Annotated in this window: 10 protein-coding genes; 9 read left to right on the top strand and 1 reads right to left on the bottom strand. The window is 68.4% G+C overall.

What is annotated here, in order from left to right; all coding sequences use genetic code 11:
- Positions 1–805 precede the first annotated feature (805 nt).
- Genes G3I78_RS31135 through G3I78_RS31120 form a run of 4 tightly spaced genes read left to right on the top strand, consistent with a single transcriptional unit; the run spans position 806 to position 6,280 of the window.
- On the top strand, positions 806–2,167 hold the full coding sequence (locus tag G3I78_RS31135; RefSeq protein WP_164430656.1) for an extracellular solute-binding protein: 1,362 nt from the start codon (positions 806–808) through the stop codon (positions 2,165–2,167).
- Positions 2,168–2,220: 53 nt separating this feature from the next.
- On the top strand, positions 2,221–3,111 hold the full coding sequence (locus tag G3I78_RS31130) for a sugar ABC transporter permease (protein ID WP_343243892.1): 891 nt from the start codon (positions 2,221–2,223) through the stop codon (positions 3,109–3,111).
- Positions 3,108–4,025 carry a carbohydrate ABC transporter permease gene (locus G3I78_RS31125; RefSeq protein WP_164430645.1) on the top strand — a complete coding sequence of 306 codons (918 nt, stop codon included), beginning with the start codon at positions 3,108–3,110 and terminating at the stop codon, positions 4,023–4,025. Before G3I78_RS31130 ends, G3I78_RS31125 begins: the two co-directional genes overlap by 4 nt.
- On the top strand, positions 4,022–6,280 hold the full coding sequence (locus G3I78_RS31120; RefSeq protein WP_164430644.1) for a beta-galactosidase: 2,259 nt from the start codon (positions 4,022–4,024) through the stop codon (positions 6,278–6,280). The genes G3I78_RS31125 and G3I78_RS31120 overlap by 4 nt, the downstream gene beginning before the upstream one ends.
- Positions 6,281–6,416: 136 nt before the next feature.
- On the opposite strand, the gene G3I78_RS31115 is transcribed toward G3I78_RS31120, so the two are convergent.
- Entirely contained in the window at positions 6,417–7,493 is a 1,077-nt protein-coding gene (locus G3I78_RS31115; RefSeq protein WP_164430633.1) for a LacI family DNA-binding transcriptional regulator, read from the bottom strand.
- A 300-nt stretch (positions 7,494–7,793) separates the two neighbouring features.
- On the opposite strand from G3I78_RS31115, the gene G3I78_RS31110 reads away from it, so the two are divergent.
- The 5 genes from G3I78_RS31110 (at position 7,794) to G3I78_RS31090 (ending at position 14,932) form a co-directional block, all read left to right on the top strand.
- Positions 7,794–9,839, top strand: coding sequence for a glycoside hydrolase family 36 protein (locus tag G3I78_RS31110; protein ID WP_239158145.1), 2,046 nt, complete (start codon positions 7,794–7,796; stop codon positions 9,837–9,839).
- Positions 9,840–10,036: 197 nt separating this feature from the next.
- Positions 10,037–11,728, top strand: coding sequence for a ribulokinase (gene araB / locus G3I78_RS31105; protein WP_164430626.1), 1,692 nt, complete (start codon positions 10,037–10,039; stop codon positions 11,726–11,728).
- Between the two features lie 14 nt (positions 11,729–11,742).
- Positions 11,743–13,260: an L-arabinose isomerase gene (gene araA, locus G3I78_RS31100; protein WP_164430624.1), complete on the top strand. Its 1,518-nt coding sequence runs from the start codon at positions 11,743–11,745 to the stop codon at positions 13,258–13,260.
- A gap of 31 nt (positions 13,261–13,291) precedes the next feature.
- The gene (gene araD / locus G3I78_RS31095; RefSeq protein ID WP_164430622.1) at positions 13,292–14,029 is read left to right on the top strand and encodes an L-ribulose-5-phosphate 4-epimerase AraD; all 738 of its coding nucleotides are present in this window, start codon (positions 13,292–13,294) and stop codon (positions 14,027–14,029) included.
- 267 nt (positions 14,030–14,296) lie between these two features.
- The gene (locus tag G3I78_RS31090; RefSeq protein ID WP_203615770.1) at positions 14,297–14,932 is read left to right on the top strand and encodes a TetR/AcrR family transcriptional regulator; all 636 of its coding nucleotides are present in this window, start codon (positions 14,297–14,299) and stop codon (positions 14,930–14,932) included.
- Positions 14,933–15,260: the final 328 nt, after the last annotated feature.

The raw sequence follows: 15,260 nt of genomic DNA, 5'->3' as shown, positions 1-15,260 counted from the left end.
GAACAGCAGACCCTCATCGGCGTATCACCTCGCCGTCCGTCCGAGGCGAGCAGGCCGTGACCGCCGGCGCCCTCCGGGCCAGGAAGTCTCCGCGCGCTGTCGCCCACGAGCCCGCCCGCAGCCCCACCACGACGAACCGCGAGGTACGTCGCACCCCGACCCACGAACGGGGCAGTACCACACCACCCTGGGCAAGACAGCGAACCGCCGCGCGCTGTGCCCCGGGGCGCGCCCCCGTGGTGCAGACGATCACGGTCCGGCGTCGCCGCCCGGGAACCGTTCGGCACAGCCGCTGCGGGCCGCGTCACCGCTGAACCCTTCACCACGCTCGCCACAGCGGCGGAGCGCCTCCGCGTCACGACGCTCGCCGATATCCGCCTCCACGGGCGGGATCACGACACGCCCCCGCGACCCGACCTCGCGTCAACATCCCGCGTCGTCACCGTTTCATCTCGACGAAGTAGATGCAAACACCACAGAACAGCCTCGGAATTGCCGCACCTCGGAGATCAACACGCCACGACCACAACGGAGTTGGGACCCAAGTCTCATCTCGACGGCTCGGCGCACCCCGCGCCGGAGGCCGCGACACCCGGCCGCGATCCCCCGACAATCTTCACTTCTCCCTTGCGCGACTCCCCGTCGAGGCCCACACTGTGCGGCATGTGACCGGTCACAAACACGACCGCAACAATTGATGAAACCTTCAGTTCACCTCTTGCGCGATGGCGAAACGAGGCTGAAACTGTCTCCACGCATGTGACCGGTCACACACCTGTTGCAAGCAACCGACAAGGGAGAACTCGTGCTCAGAACCCGCTCAGTCCCCGCGGCGGCGGCCGTACTCACGGCCACCGCCCTCCTTCTCACCGCCTGCGGGAACGGCTCCACCTCGGGCAGCGGCTCCAGTGGCTCTCCCAAGACGGTCACCAAAGCGGAGTTCGACAAGGCGATGTCCACGCCGACGAACCTCACCTTCTGGACCTGGGTTCCCGACATCGACAAGGAGATCGCCCTCTTCGAGAAGAGGTACCCGGCGATCAAGGTCAAGGCCATCAACATCGGGTCCAGCACGGACCAGTACAAGGCGATGCGCACCTCGCTGCGTGCGGGCAAGGGCGCCCCGGATGTCGCCCAGGTGGAGTACCAGTTCCTGAGCAGCTTCACCTTGACGAAGAACCTCCTCGACCTGTCGCCGTACAACGGCATCAAGGCCATGAAGAGCGAGTTCCCGTCCTGGGTCTGGAACCAGGTGAGCTCCAACGGTGCGGTCTACGCGGTCCCCCAGGACACCGCACCGATGGGCATGATCTACCGCAACGACGTACTCGCGAAGTACGGCATCAAGACGCCGACGACGTGGGACGAGTTCGCGACCGCCGCGAAGACGCTCCACGAGAAGGACCCCAAGGCATACATCACCAACCTGCCCGGAAGCGACCCCGGCCAGTTCGTCGGTCTGCTGTGGCAGAACGGCGCCAACCCCTTCGGCTTCGACGGCAAGAAGACGGTCACCATCGACCTGGAGAGCCCCGAGGTCACCAAGGTCGTCGACTACTGGCAGAAGCTGATCCAGGCGGGCGAGGTCTCCACCGACGCCGACTTCAACGACCAGTGGTACAAGGGTCTGTCCAGCGGCAAGTACGCCTCGTGGCTCGCCGCGGCCTGGGGCCGGACGTTCTTGGAGGGGGCGGCCAAGACCACCACCGGGAAGTGGCGGACGACGGAACTGCCGCAGTGGAACGCGGGTGACCACGCCACCGGCAACTGGGGCGGCTCGACCAACGCCGTCATGAACACCACCAAGAACCCCATCGCCGCCGCAGAGCTCGCCCGATTCATCAACGTCGAGGACGAGCCCGCGTCGATGTTCGTCACGAAGCAGCAGTTCTTCCCGTCGAAGACGAGCATCCTGACCAGCAGCGACTTCGCCGACGCCAAGTCCGACTTCTACGGCGGCGAGCAGGCGAACAAGACCTTCGTCGACGCGTCCAAGAACGTGACCACCACCTTCGGCTGGCTGCCCTTCATGGACTACGCCTACACGACCTTCAACGACACGCTCGGCAAGGCCATCGCCGACAAGGGCGACATGAGGGCCGGACTGAAGGCCTGGCAGGACAAGCTCGTCGCCTACGCCAAGCAGCAGGGGCTGACCGTCAAGTGAGTTCTCTCCCGTCCTCCGCGGCGCCGACGGCCACTGGGTCGGTGCCGCGGCGAGTGCGCCGCTCCTCTGCGGCCCGGCGCCAGCACACGGCGGCCTACCTGCTCGTCGCGCCGTTCCTGCTGATCTTCGTCGCCATGATGGTGGTCCCGCTGTGCTACGCCGCCTACCTGTCGCTCTTCCGGGAACAGCTGGTCGGCGGCACGACCTTCGTGGGCCTGGAGAACTACGCGCGGGCCTTCGGTGACAGCGCCCTCGCGGACGGGTTGCTCAGGGTCGGGCTGTACCTCGTCATCCAGGTTCCGATCATGCTGGGGGCGGCGCTTGTGTTCGCGCTGGCCCTGGACTCCGGCAAGCTCTACCTGCAACGACTCATTCGCCTGTCGATCTTCCTGCCCTACGCGATTCCCGGGGTCGTCGCCACCCTCATGTGGGGCTACCTCTACGGCCACGACTTCGGCCCGTTCGCCCAGATCGCCAGGGAGTTGTCGCTGCCCGTCCCGCCGTTCCTGTCGGCCTCGTGGATGCTCGGCTCGATCATGAACATCACGACGTGGGCGTTCGTGGGCTACAACATGATCATCATGTTCGCGGCCCTCCAGGCGGTTCCGGCGGAGATGTACGAAGCGGCACGGCTGGACGGTGCGGGCGAGTTCCGTATCGCCTGGCACATCAAGGTGCCCGCCATCCGCAACGCGCTCGTCCTCACACTGATCTTCTCCATCATCGGCAGCTTCCAGCTCTTCAACGAGCCTCAACTGCTGCAGAAGCTGGCGCCCAACTCGATCGACGCCGCGTTCACGCCGAACCTGTACGCCTACAACCTGGCCTTCACCGATCAGGACATCAACTACGCCGCGGCCGTTGCCTTCTTGCTGGCAGGAGCCATCGCCATCGTGTCCTACGCCGTTCAGCACCTCCAGCAGCGCCGGGAGCGCCGCCCATGACCGCTCTGACACAACCGCCCGCGACCTCGACAGCGCCCACCGTCGGCTCGACGCGCCGCGCCCGCAAACGCACCCGTACTCGCAGCCCGCTGCTGACGGTACTCGTGCTGCTGACTCTGCCGTACTTCCTGCTGCCGCTGTTCTGGCTCGTCGTGTCATCGACGAAGACCAACGGTGAGCTGTTCTCGACGTTCGGCCTGTGGTTCAGCCACATCCACCTGTGGTCGAACGTGGTGGACGTCTTCACCGCACAGGACGGTACCTTCTGGACCTGGAGCGGCAACACGGTCCTTTACGCGACCGTCAGCGCGGTGGGGGCGTCCGCGCTGGCCACCGCCGCCGGCTACGCCTTCGCGAAGTACGACTTCCCGGGAGGGAAGGCCCTCTTCTCGATCGTCCTCGGGTCCATCATGGTGCCGACCACGGCATTGGCGATCCCCACGTACCTGGTCTTCGCTCAGGTGAACCTGACGGACACCCGGTGGGCGGTGATCCTTCCGAGTCTTGTCAGCCCCTTCGGCGTCTACCTCATGCGCGTGTACGCGGCGGACACGATCGACAGCCAACTGCTGGAGGCCGCCCGGGTCGACGGCGCGAGCGAGATGCGGATCTTCTTCTCCGTCGCGCTGCGCCTACTGGTCCCCGGCTCGGTCACGGTCCTGCTGTTCACACTTGTCGCCACCTGGAACAACTACTTTCTTCCGCTCATCATGCTGCGGTCGAACGACCTGCTGCCGCTGACCGTCGGACTCGCGCAGTGGCAGACGGCCGCGAGCGGGCAGTCGGGAGCACAGGCGCTGTTCTCGCGGGTCATCACCGGGTCATTCATCTCGGTCGTCCCCCTGATGGCGGCGTTCCTCTATCTGCAGAAGTACTGGCAATCAGGTCTGACCAGCGGGGGTGTCAAGGGATGAGCAACGGACCGCAGGCGTCGAACACGCCCCCGGGCCTGCCGGAGCACGTCCTGTTCGGAGCGGCCTACTATCCCGAGTACTCGCCCGACCGGAGCGTCGGGACCGACCTCGACCTCATGGCCGAAGCAGGCATGAACGTGGTCCGCGTGGGCGAGTCGGTGTGGTCGACGTGGGAGCCCGAGGACGGCCGTTTCGAACTCGACTGGCTCCAGGAGGTGTTCGACGGCTGCCAGGCACGGAACATGTCCGTGATCCTCGGCACGCCGACGTACGCGGTACCTCTGTGGCTGGCACGCAAACACCCTGACATCGCCGCCGAACAGCCGGACGGACGACGTCAGCCCTGGGGCGGGCGTCAGGACATGGACCTGACGCACCCCGCATACCGCTTCCACGCGGAGCGCGTCATCCGCGCGGTCGTCGGCCGGTACGCCTCCCACCCCGCCCTGATCGGCTACCAGGTCGACAACGAACCGGGGCTCCGGCTGCTGCACAACCCCGGCGTCGTCGAGGCGTTCACCGAGGAACTGCGCAAGACCTACGGCGACGTCGGGACCATCAACGAGGCATGGGGGCTGGCGCACTGGTCCCACGCCCTGTCCGACTGGGACGACCTGTGGGCGCCGCACGGCAATCTGCACCCCCAGTACGACCAGGCCTGGCGGGCCTTCCAGACCCGGCTGGTGAACGACTTCATCGCCTGGCAGGCCGGCATCGTGCGGGACGTGGCATCCGCCGCCGGCCGCGACGACCAGTTCGTCATGACCTGCGTCGCCTATGACGTGCCCGCCGTCGACGAAGTGGCGGTCAACCGTCCGCTGGACGTTGCCGGTGGCAACCCGTACTACCCCATGCAGGACCATCTGGCGTTGCCCGCGCCCGCCGAACTCCCCGACACCGCGTGGATGGTCACCGGTACCTGGAACCTCGTCCATCTCGCCGACCGGATGTACGCGTCCAAGCAGGCGCCCTTCCTGGTGACCGAGACCAACGCCGGTGCCACCGGCGACTCGTCGGTCAATCTCCCCGCCTGGGACGGCCAGTGGCGTCAGGTGGCCTGGGCACTCGTCGCGCGTGGTGCCCGGATGATCGAGTACTGGCAGTGGCACTCGATGCACACCGGCATCGAGATGCATTACGCGGGTGTCCTGCCGCACGACCTGCGACCGGGCCGGGTCTACGAGGAAGTGGCGCGGATCGGCACCGAGCTGAAGCGAGCCGGCGCATCGGTCGCCGACCTGCGTCCGGACGCCGATGTCGGTCTGATGTACTCCGTGCCGTCGAAGTGGGCGCTGGCCTTCCAGCCGCCCTGGACACCGTCCGGGCCGTACTCCTTCTTCGCCAGGGTGGAGCGGGCGTACGACCGCATGGTGGGCACCTGGGCGCGCGGCGCGTTCGACGCGGCTGTGAGCACGCGGATCATCCATGAGCGCCAGGTGGTCCTCGACGGCGACGGTCCGGCCGAGAACCTCGCCGATCCAGCGGCACTCGCGCGGGAACTGCCCGTCCTCCTGGTCCCCGCTCTCTACGCCGCGAGCGACCTCCTGCTGGACTGGCTGACGGCGTACGCCGAGACCGGTGGCCATCTGGTGATCGGCGTCCGCACCGGTTACGCGGACGAGTTCGCCCGAGCCCGCCCGGACGTCAAACCGGGCCGTCTTTCGGCCGCGGCCGGGGTCTCCTACCAGGAGTCCTCCAACCTGGCCTCGCCCGTACCGCTCCGCCGGGCGGCGACAGAACCGATCGGCATCCCGGCACTGGAGCTTCCCGAGGGCGCCACGGGAAAGGCCTGGATCGACTGTCTGAAGGTGCTCGACGCGGACGGGGAGCAGTCCGCCGCCGAGGTCCTCGCGTCCTACCAGCACCCGCACTTCGGCAAGTTTCCCGCCGTCACCACCCGGGCTTACGGCGAGGGCCGGATCACGGTGGCCGGCACCGAACCCGACGCGGCCACCGGTGCGGCGCTCGTTGACTGGGCCGTCCGGGTCTCCGGTGCGGCGAGGCCGGAGCGTGCAGCAATTGCGGTGCGTCGATGGGGCGGGCCCGAGTCGGTCCGGGTCAGCTCGGCATCCGCGCAGGACGGCACGCGGATCCATGTCGTGCACAACTGGTCCTGGGAACCGGCGAAGGTCACGGTTCCGGCGACGATGCGGGACCTGCTGTCGTCCCGGACCCACGCGGGAGCGGACCACGTCGACCTGGGGCCCTGGGACGTCCACGTCCTCGCCGAGACAGGTGACGCTGAATCGCGGTGATCTGTTCCCGGTCGGGTCGGCCGAGCCGACGGAGGCCGCCGCCACGGTGAGGAATCGTGTCGGCGGCCTCCGCCCTACGACGGCCACGCTCGTGAGCCCGTCCCGAGGCCGGGGCGGGCTCAGAAGCGCGCTCGTGTCACCGGATGTCGGCGCGGGCCGAGCTCTCCCTGACGACGAGGTCCGTGCCCTCGAAAGTCGGGGCGGGTGGCTCGTAGTCGCTCTCCAACTGACGGCGCAACAGCCCGAACGCGTCGCGTCCCAGCCCCTGGAAGTCCATGCGCACCGTGGTGAGCGACGGAGTGAGGAATCCGGAGTGGGGGGCATCGTCGAAACCGATGACGCTGACATCTCCGGGCACCTGCCGTCCCGCATGGTGAAGCGCGCGCAGCACGCCGAGAGCCAGGTCGTCGTTGCCGCACAGGACGGCCGTCACGTCGGCATCGGCGGCGAGCCTTCGACCCTCGTCGTACCCCGCCTGCACGTCCCAGCCCTTGCCGCCGCGGAGTTCGGGCGGTGTGATCCCGGCCGCCACCAGTGCCTTGCGCCAACCCTGAGCTCGTGGACCGGCCGATCTCCGGGCACCTGTCGAGGTCGGGATCGCCACGTAGTGAACGGTCCGGTGGCCGAGTTCCAGCAGATACGCGGTGGCCAGGCGGGCCGCCTCACGGTCGTCGGCCCACACGGCCGGACGGGGAGGGGTCCGGCCGTGTGGAGGCGCTTCGACGACCGCGGCGCATGGCAGATCCGCAGGGACACGGCTCAAGGCGGCGGCACCGAGTTGGTCGAACCCGATGATCATCAGCCCGCCCCCGTCGGCCGCGGCAGAGGAGACCGTACGGCCCAGGTCCGCCTCGGGGGTGAGGACCTTCACACCCAGGGAGTAGCCGGCGGCGCGAGCCTCCTCCTCCAATCCCTGAAGGGTTGCCGCGTAGCCGTAGAGGGTCGTGTTCGAGGTCAGGACGGTCACCGAACGGGTCACTCCGCTGGCCAGCGCGAAGGCGGTGGCGTTGCGCCGGAATCCCAGTGTCTGGATGGCCGCCTCGACTCGCTCGCGGGTCTCCCCGCGGACGTTCGGGTGCTGGTTGATAACCCTGGAGACAGTCTGATACGAGACGCCCGCGGCCTGCGCAACGTCCCGAATGCTGGCAGCCTTGCGCGGCTTCTGGGCAGGGCTTGCCTGATCACCAGGCCTTGTGTGACCGGTCACATTCATGCGAGGATTGTGAGCGGTCACAACCTCACCCGTCAAGACGACGGAAGTTGGCGTCCGCCCCCCACTTATACCAGGCCCATCCCAGGCGCCGCCCCCGCTCGGCCACGGTCGGGTGCCGCGGCGAGTACCGGACCGGCACCCGCGAGAGCTCGCACCCGTAGAAGGGAAACCGCGTTGACCACTGCTGTCGAAGCAGCCGAGGCGTCTCTACTCTGGTCTCACGACATTCTTGGGCTGCAGGTCGTCGCGGACTCCGCGGGGTCCGTCAGGCTGGGCCGGACGGGCCAGGACCGGGACCGCATGCTTCCGCTCGTCGAAATCACCGCCACCGGCCACGGACGGACCTGGTCCGGTGAGCGTTTCATCGACAGCGCCATCGGCCACCGTCTGGCCTACCTCGGCCACGAGACAACGGCGGACGAGCAGCGGCAGCGCACGACGATCCGGCTGGGGGATCCCGTCACCGGCCTCGCGGCCGACATCACCCTGACGGCCTTCCCCGGCACCGGCGTCCTGCGCTCCCAGGTGCGCCTGACCAACGAGGGAGACACCCCGCTCCGCGTGGAGAACGTGTCGTCCCTGGCGTTCGGCGGCATCGTGGACAGCGAGGGCTCCCTGGACGGTCTGACCCTCCACTGGGCGGACAACGACTGGCTCGCCGAGTGCCGTTGGCGGCAAGCCGACTTCCGGGACCAGGTCGTCCCGCTGAGTCGGTCCGCCCACGGCCACGAGGGACGTGGCTGCTTCGAGCGGTACTCGCAGGGCAGCTGGTCCACGGGGCGCCATCTGCCGATGGCCGCCCTCACCGCCGGCCCCGGGCGTGCCTGGCTCTGGCAGATCGAGTCCAGCGGGGGTTGGCGTTACGAGACAGGCGAACGTGAAGGCGCCGCCTACGTCGCCCTCTTCGGACCCGATGACGCCCATCACCAGTGGCACCAGGTCCTGGCTCCCGGCGAGGACTTCACCACTGTCCCGGCCGTCCTGGTCGGGACACGCGCAGGCGGCCTCGACGCCGCGTTCGGCGAACTCACCTCCTACCGCCGCCGGATACGCCGCGACCATCCGGACCACGCGTCGCTTCCGGTGATCTACAACGACTACATGAACACCCTGATGGGCGACCCCACCACGGAAAAGCTCCTGCCGCTCATCACCGCGGCCGGCGCCGCCGGAGCGGAGGTGTTCGTCGTCGACGCCGGCTGGTACGACGACGACGCCCAGGGCTGGTGGGACACCGTGGGCGCGTGGGAGGCCGCACCCAACCGCTTCCCCGGTGGCATCCAGGAGGTGATGGACGCCATTCGCCGGCACGGCATGATCCCCGGACTGTGGCTGGAGCCCGAGGTCGTGGGTGTGCGCAGTCCGTTGGCGCGCACCCTGCCTCCCGAGGCGTTCTTCCGCCGGGGCGGCATCCGGGTCACCGAGCACGGCCGCCACCACCTGGACCTTCGACACCCCGCCGCCCGGGCCCACCTCGACCAGGTCGTCGACCGGCTCGTCGACGACTGGGGAGTGGGCTACCTGAAGCTCGACTACAACGTCAACATCGGCCCCGGTACGGAGAACGGCACCGAGAGCGCGGGCGCGGGCCTGCTCGGACACCACCGCGCCCACCTGGACTGGCTCGGCTCGCTCCTCGACCGGCATCCCGGCCTCGTCCTGGAGAACTGCGCCTCGGGCGGTCTGCGCATGGACTACGCCCAACTCGCCGTCACCCAGCTCCAGTCCACGAGCGACCAGCAGGACCCCTCGCGCTACCCGCCCATCGCAGCCGCCGCCACCACCGCCGTCACCCCGGAGCAGGCCGCCGTCTGGGCCTACCCCCAGCCGCACTTCAGCACGGACGAGATCGCCTTTACCCTCACGGGCGCCCTTCTGGGCCGTATCCATCTGTCCGGCTTCCTCGACCGTATGGACGCCCAGCAGTCCGCACTCGTTCGCTCGGCCCTCTCCGTCTACAAGGGCGTCCGCGCACAGATCCCCGGCGCCCTTCCATTCTGGCCGCTCGGTCTCCCCTCATGGGACGACACCTGGATCGCCTCCGGCCTGCGCGGCTCCTCGGCCACGCTGCTCACGCTGTGGCGGCGGGCGCCTGTCACCAGCGGGCGAAGTAACGCTCCGCATCCGCCCCACACGCATGGAGCCGACGACGGCGCTCGCACCATCACCATCCCCCACCTACGTGGCACCCGTGTTCAGCCCACCGTGCTCTACCCCGCCATCTCCGACGCCACCGCGGACTGGGACCCGGCCAACGGACATCTCACCATCTCCCTTCCTCGTCCCGGCACTGCCGTCCTGCTGCGCCTCGGCACGGATCCGGAGGGCGCCAACCAGGTGGAGTAGTTCCCGTCCGGCCCACGGCGGCGACGCCGGGGGCTCCTGCGCAGCGGCGGCATCGACGACGATCTGACGCCCTCTCTTGACGACATTGATGTGACCGGTCACAATAACCGCACACTTGTGACCGGTCACATGGACTGCTTTCTCTTGTCCCCCAAGACCGCGCAGCACGCACGAAACAGCGATCGGAAGGGCGTCCAGTGGCGAACGCCAAGCACTGTGAGCAGACTGCTCCCGACTCCTACGTCGTGGGAATCGACTACGGCACCCTGTCCGGGCGGGCGGTGGTGATCCGGGTCCGGGACGGGGCGGAACTCGCCGCCGCCGAACACGCCTACCGGCACGCGGTGCTCGACCAGGAGCTGCCGGACGGGACTCCCCTGCCCCCCGACTGGGCGTTGCAGGTGCCGTCGGACTACATCGACGTGCTGCGTCACGCCGTACCGGAAGCGCTGGCTTCCGCCGGCGTACGGGCGGATCAAGTGATCGGCATCGGCACGGACTTCACGGCCTGCACGATGGTGCCGACGCTGGCCGACGGCACCCCGCTGTGCGAACTGCCCGAGTACGGCAACCGTCCACACGCGTACGTCAAGCTCTGGCGCCATCATGCCGCCCAGGCCCAGGCGGACCGGATCACCGCACTGGCAGTCGAACGCAAGGAGCTGTGGCTGAAGCGGTACGGCGGGAAGATTTCATCCGAGTGGGAGTTCGCCAAGGCTCTCCAACTCCTCGAAGAAGACCCCGAAGTGTACCGGCGCACCGAGCGGTGGGTGGAGGCCGCGGACTGGATCGTGTGGCGGTTGTGCGGGACGTACGTCCGCAACGCCTGCACCGCCGGCTACAAGGGACAGTTCCAGGACGGCAGTTATCCGTCCGTCGACTATCTGGGATCCCTGAACCCGGAGTTCGCGGACTTCGTGTCGGAGAAGCTGGAGCATCCAGTCAGCCAACTCGGCGATCTGGCAGGCACGTTGACTGCCGAGGCGGCGGGCTGGACAGGGCTGCCGGAGGGCATCGCGGTGTGCGTGGGCAACGTCGACGCCCACGTGACGGCTCCGGCTGCCGGGGCTGTGGAGCCGGGCCGGATGGTAGCCATTATGGGCACCTCCACCTGCCATGTGATGAGTTCCGACCAGTGGGCCGAGGTCCCGGGCATGTGCGGGGTCGTCAACGGCGGCATCCTTCCGGGTCTGTGGGGTTACGAGGCGGGGCAGAGCGGGGTCGGTGACATCTTCGGTTGGTTCGTGCGCACCGGACTGCCCGCCTCCTACACCGAGGAGGCCGCTGCCCTGGGTCGCGGCCCGCACGAGCATCTGACGGCCCTCGCGGCGCAGCAGGCGATCGGCGAGCACGGTCTGGTCGCCCTGGACTGGCACAGCGGCAACCGGTCCGTCCTGGTCGACCACGACCTCAGCGGCGTCATGGTCGGGCTGACCCTGTCGACCCGACCGGAGGACGTCTACCGGGCACTGCTGGAAGCGACCGCCTTCGGCACCCGCACGATCATCGAGGCTTTCGAAACCGCCGGTGTGCCCGTGAAGGAACTCGTCATCGCCGGCGGTCTGACGAAGAACGACCTGCTGATGCAGATCTACGCCGATGTCACCCGCCGTCCGCTCGGTGTCATCGACTCCACGCAGGGTCCGGCTCTGGGGGCGGCAATGCACGCGGCGGTCGCGGCCGGGGCCCACACGGACATCCGGGCCGCCGCCCAGGCCATGGGCAAGGCCCGCCCGGCCGTCTACCTGCCCGACCCGGCACGGGCCGCAGCCTACGACCGGCTGTACGCCGAATACCGGCTCCTGCACGACTACTTCGGCCGCGGCGCCAACCAGGTCATGCACCGTCTCCACGGCATCCGCGCCGAAGCCTCCGCCGCCGCCTCCTGAACAGGAACTCCCTCATGGAAACGACCAGCACCCCCTACCCCACGCAAGAACTGTGGTTCCTCACCGGCAGCCAGGGCCTGTACGGCGAGGACGTGCTCCGTCAGGTTGCCGACCAGTCGCGGAGCATCTCCGAGACCCTCGGCCGTCCTGGCAAGGTGCCGGTCCGAATCGTGTGGAAGCCCGTCCTGACCGACGCCGACGCGATCCACCGGATATGTCAGGAGGCCAACGCCTCCGACGCCTGCGTCGGCGTCATCGCGTGGATGCACACCTTCTCCCCGGCCAAGATGTGGATCGCCGGACTGTCCGCCCTGGACCGGCCGTTGCTGCACCTGCACACCCAGTACAACCTGTCGCTGCCCTGGCCCAGCATCGACATGGACTTCATGAACCTCAACCAGGCCGCCCACGGCGACCGCGAGTTCGGGCACATCGAGGCCCGTGTGGGAGTGGACCGCAAGATCGTCGCCGGACACGCCACCGACCCCCGTGTGATCCGCCGAATCGCCACGTGGGCCCGCGCCGCCGTCGGACGACACACGTCCCGCTCCCTGCGGCTGGCACGGTTCGGCGACAACATGCGCGACGTCGCCGTGACCGAGGGCGACAAGGTCGAGGCCCAGCTCCGCTTCGGCTTCTCGGTGAACACCTACGCCGTCAACGACCTGGTGGCCGTCGTCGACCAGGTCGAGGCCAAGCAGGCCGCCGAACTCGCCGTCGAATACTGCGAGTTGTACGACGTCATCCCCGCCCTGCGCCCCGGCGGCATCCGCCACGACTCCCTCGTCTACGCGGCTCGCCAGGAACTGGGCCTGCGCGCCTTCCTGACGGACGGCGGCTTCACCGCCTTCACCACCAACTTCGAAGACCTCGGCGGACTGCGCCAGTTGCCCGGCCTCGCCGTCCAGCGCCTGATGGCCGACGGCTACGGCTTCGGCGGCGAGGGCGACTGGAAGACCTCCGCGCTCCTGCGCGTGGTGAAGGCGATGGGAGCAGGACTGCCGGGCGGCACCAGCTTCATGGAGGACTACACCTACCACCTCGGCCCCGGCACGCCCCGGGTCCTGGGTGCTCACATGCTGGAGGTCTGCCCCTCCATCGCCGCCGACCGCCCCAGCTGCGAGATCCACCCCCTGTCCATCGGCGGCCGGGAGGACCCCGTCCGCCTCGTCTTCAACGCCGCAGAGGGCCCAGCCGTCGTCGTCGGCCTCTCCGACCTCGGCGACCGTTTCCGCCTCACCGCCAACGCAGTCGATGTCATAGCCCCCAGTGAACCTCTGCGTCGACTGCCCGTGGCGCGTGCCGTGTGGAAGCCACGCCCGTCACTCGCGGAGTCCGCGGAGAGCTGGCTGCTCGCCGGCGCACCGCACCACACCGTGCTCAGCTCGGCCGTCGACCTGGAGACCCTCACCGACTACGCCGCCATGACCGGAGTCGAACTGCTCACCATCGACGAGGACACCACCACCGAGCGGTTCGGCAAGGAACTCCGCTGGAACGCCGCCTACCACCGTCTCGCCCAGGCCCTGTGACCCACGCCCCGCACAGTAAGGAGCCCCTCGAATGAGCCCACCCGTCCGAGACGGCCTGCGACAAGAAGTCCTGGCAGCCAACCTCGCCATCCCCGAGGTCGGCCTCGCCACCCTGACCTGGGGCAACGTGAGCGGAGTCGACCGTGAGGCAGGCGTCTTCGTCATCAAGCCCTCCGGGGTCCCCTACTCCGATCTCACCCTGGAGCACTTGGTGACCGTCCGCCTCTCGGACGGCGCGGTCATCGACGGGGACCTGAGGCCATCGACGGACACCGAGACCCACCGCTGCCTCTACCTGGCGTTCCCCTCCATCGGCGGGGTCACCCACACCCACTCCACCCACGCCGTGGCCTTCGCGCAGGCCCGGCGCGACATACCCGTCCTGGGCACCACCCACGCCGACACCTTCAACGGCCCCATTCCCGTCACCGCCGACCTCACCGCCGAGCAGTGCGCGAAGGACTACGAGTACAACACCGGCCAGGTCATCGTCGACACGCTCGGCGGGGACGACCAAAAGGCTGCCGAGGTCCCCTCAGCGCTGGTGGCGGGCCACGGACCGTTCACCTGGGGCTCAAGCGCCCGCAAGTCCCTCGAACACGCCATCATCTGCGAAGCTGTCGCCGACATCGCCCTGCACACCATGGCCCTCTCTCCGGCAGCCCCGCCACCCCCACACCTCCTGACCCGCCACTACACCCGCAAACACGGCCCCAGCGCCTACTACGGCAACCCCGATTCAACGCGAGCCACCGTACGACCTGGCTAGAACCCCGTCACCGCGCCCAGCGCGACTGACACCGCCAGACAAAGGAAGCATGCCCGGGGCCCGTGGAGCCCAGCCCTTCCTCAGGCCACCGGCACCGGGCCAGGCCGCACGGTCCCGCGCCATCGGGGCCAGGTCGGACTTCTCGAACTCCGCCCAGGCATCTCAGGCATGGACTCCCCGAGCGACACCGTCCGTGATGCTCACGGCACAAGGTGACGCTTTCATCAGTACTGCAACCGTAATCGTCCGCAGGGCTACACTCTGCGTATGTCTACGCCGGCCCTGCCCACCAACCGTTTCGAGCGTCGCCGCGCCGCGACCCGCGGGGCCCTCGTGCGCGCGGCCCGGCAAATTCTCGCCGAGACCGGTGACACCAGCGCCAGCATCCAGGCGATCGCCGAGCGGGCGGACGTCGGCTTCGGCTCCTTCTACAACCACTTCGAGTCGAAGACGGAGTTGTACGAGGCGGCCGTCATAGACGCTCTGGAGGAGTTCGGGCAGAATTTCGACGAGCACCTGACGGGCATCGACGACCCGGCAGAGCTTGTCGCGGCCGGTTTCCGACTCAGCGCCCAAATGGCCGACTCCCACCCGGAGCTGTTGCAGGTGCTGCGCCGTCGCGGAATGGGCCACATTCACTCGGACAACGGGCTGGCCCGTCGGGCACTGCGTGACCTTCAGGCGGGGATCGCCTCCGGCCGCTTCACCTCCGTCAACCCCGCGGTCGCTCTGTCCGCACTGGGCGGAACGCTGTTGTCCCTGATAGAGCTGCGCTTCTCCCATCCCGAGATGGATGGCGACGAGGTCGCAGGGGACCTCGCCGAAATGGTCCTGCGCATGCTGGGCCTGTCAGCGGATGACGCCCACGAGGTCATCCGGCGTCCTCTGCCCGACCTCGGCTGACCTCAGGCTGACGCGTCGCGGCCAGACCTGACGACGATCCCGTGTTCGGCGAGGGTGACCGACCGCAGCTGGAGTCCCTCGGGAACGTCCTCCAGGAGGCGGGTATGTCGAGGGCCCTGCCGAGAGTGATCTCAGCGGGGTGGGTGGCCGGCCGATTGAGCCACGGAACGTCCCCCTGACCTTTTGACTTCCCGTTGATTCACTCCGCGCACGACCTGTACCTAATATCCGCTTGTTCGCACCCAGGAAACTCGCTCTCTCCTTCCGTCGCACTGCCCACCAGTGCCACGAGCGTGTCGTCCCGCCTTCCAGGTACGGCGAACGCCGA

The sequence above is a fragment of the Streptomyces sp. SID13726 genome (genome assembly GCF_010548375.1).
Lineage (GTDB): Bacteria > Actinomycetota > Actinomycetes > Streptomycetales > Streptomycetaceae > Streptomyces.
The sequence above is the reverse complement of the archived record's forward strand: the minus strand, read 5'-3'. Positions and strand labels throughout refer to the sequence as shown.

Excerpts from the sequence above, each read along its gene's own strand:
- araD (WP_164430622.1), top strand. The coding sequence starts at position 13,292 with ATGAGCCCACCCGTCCGAGACGGCCTGCGACAAGAAGTCCTGGCAGCC.
- G3I78_RS31110 (WP_239158145.1), top strand. The coding sequence starts at position 7,794 with ATGCTTCCGCTCGTCGAAATCACCGCCACCGGCCACGGACGGACCTGG.
- G3I78_RS31125 (WP_164430645.1), top strand. The coding sequence starts at position 3,108 with ATGACCGCTCTGACACAACCGCCCGCGACCTCGACAGCGCCCACCGTC.
- G3I78_RS31120 (WP_164430644.1), top strand. The coding sequence starts at position 4,022 with ATGAGCAACGGACCGCAGGCGTCGAACACGCCCCCGGGCCTGCCGGAG.
- G3I78_RS31090 (WP_203615770.1), top strand. The coding sequence starts at position 14,297 with ATGTCTACGCCGGCCCTGCCCACCAACCGTTTCGAGCGTCGCCGCGCC.
- G3I78_RS31115 (WP_164430633.1), bottom strand. The coding sequence starts at position 7,493 with ATGAATGTGACCGGTCACACAAGGCCTGGTGATCAGGCAAGCCCTGCC.
- araA (WP_164430624.1), top strand. The coding sequence starts at position 11,743 with ATGGAAACGACCAGCACCCCCTACCCCACGCAAGAACTGTGGTTCCTC.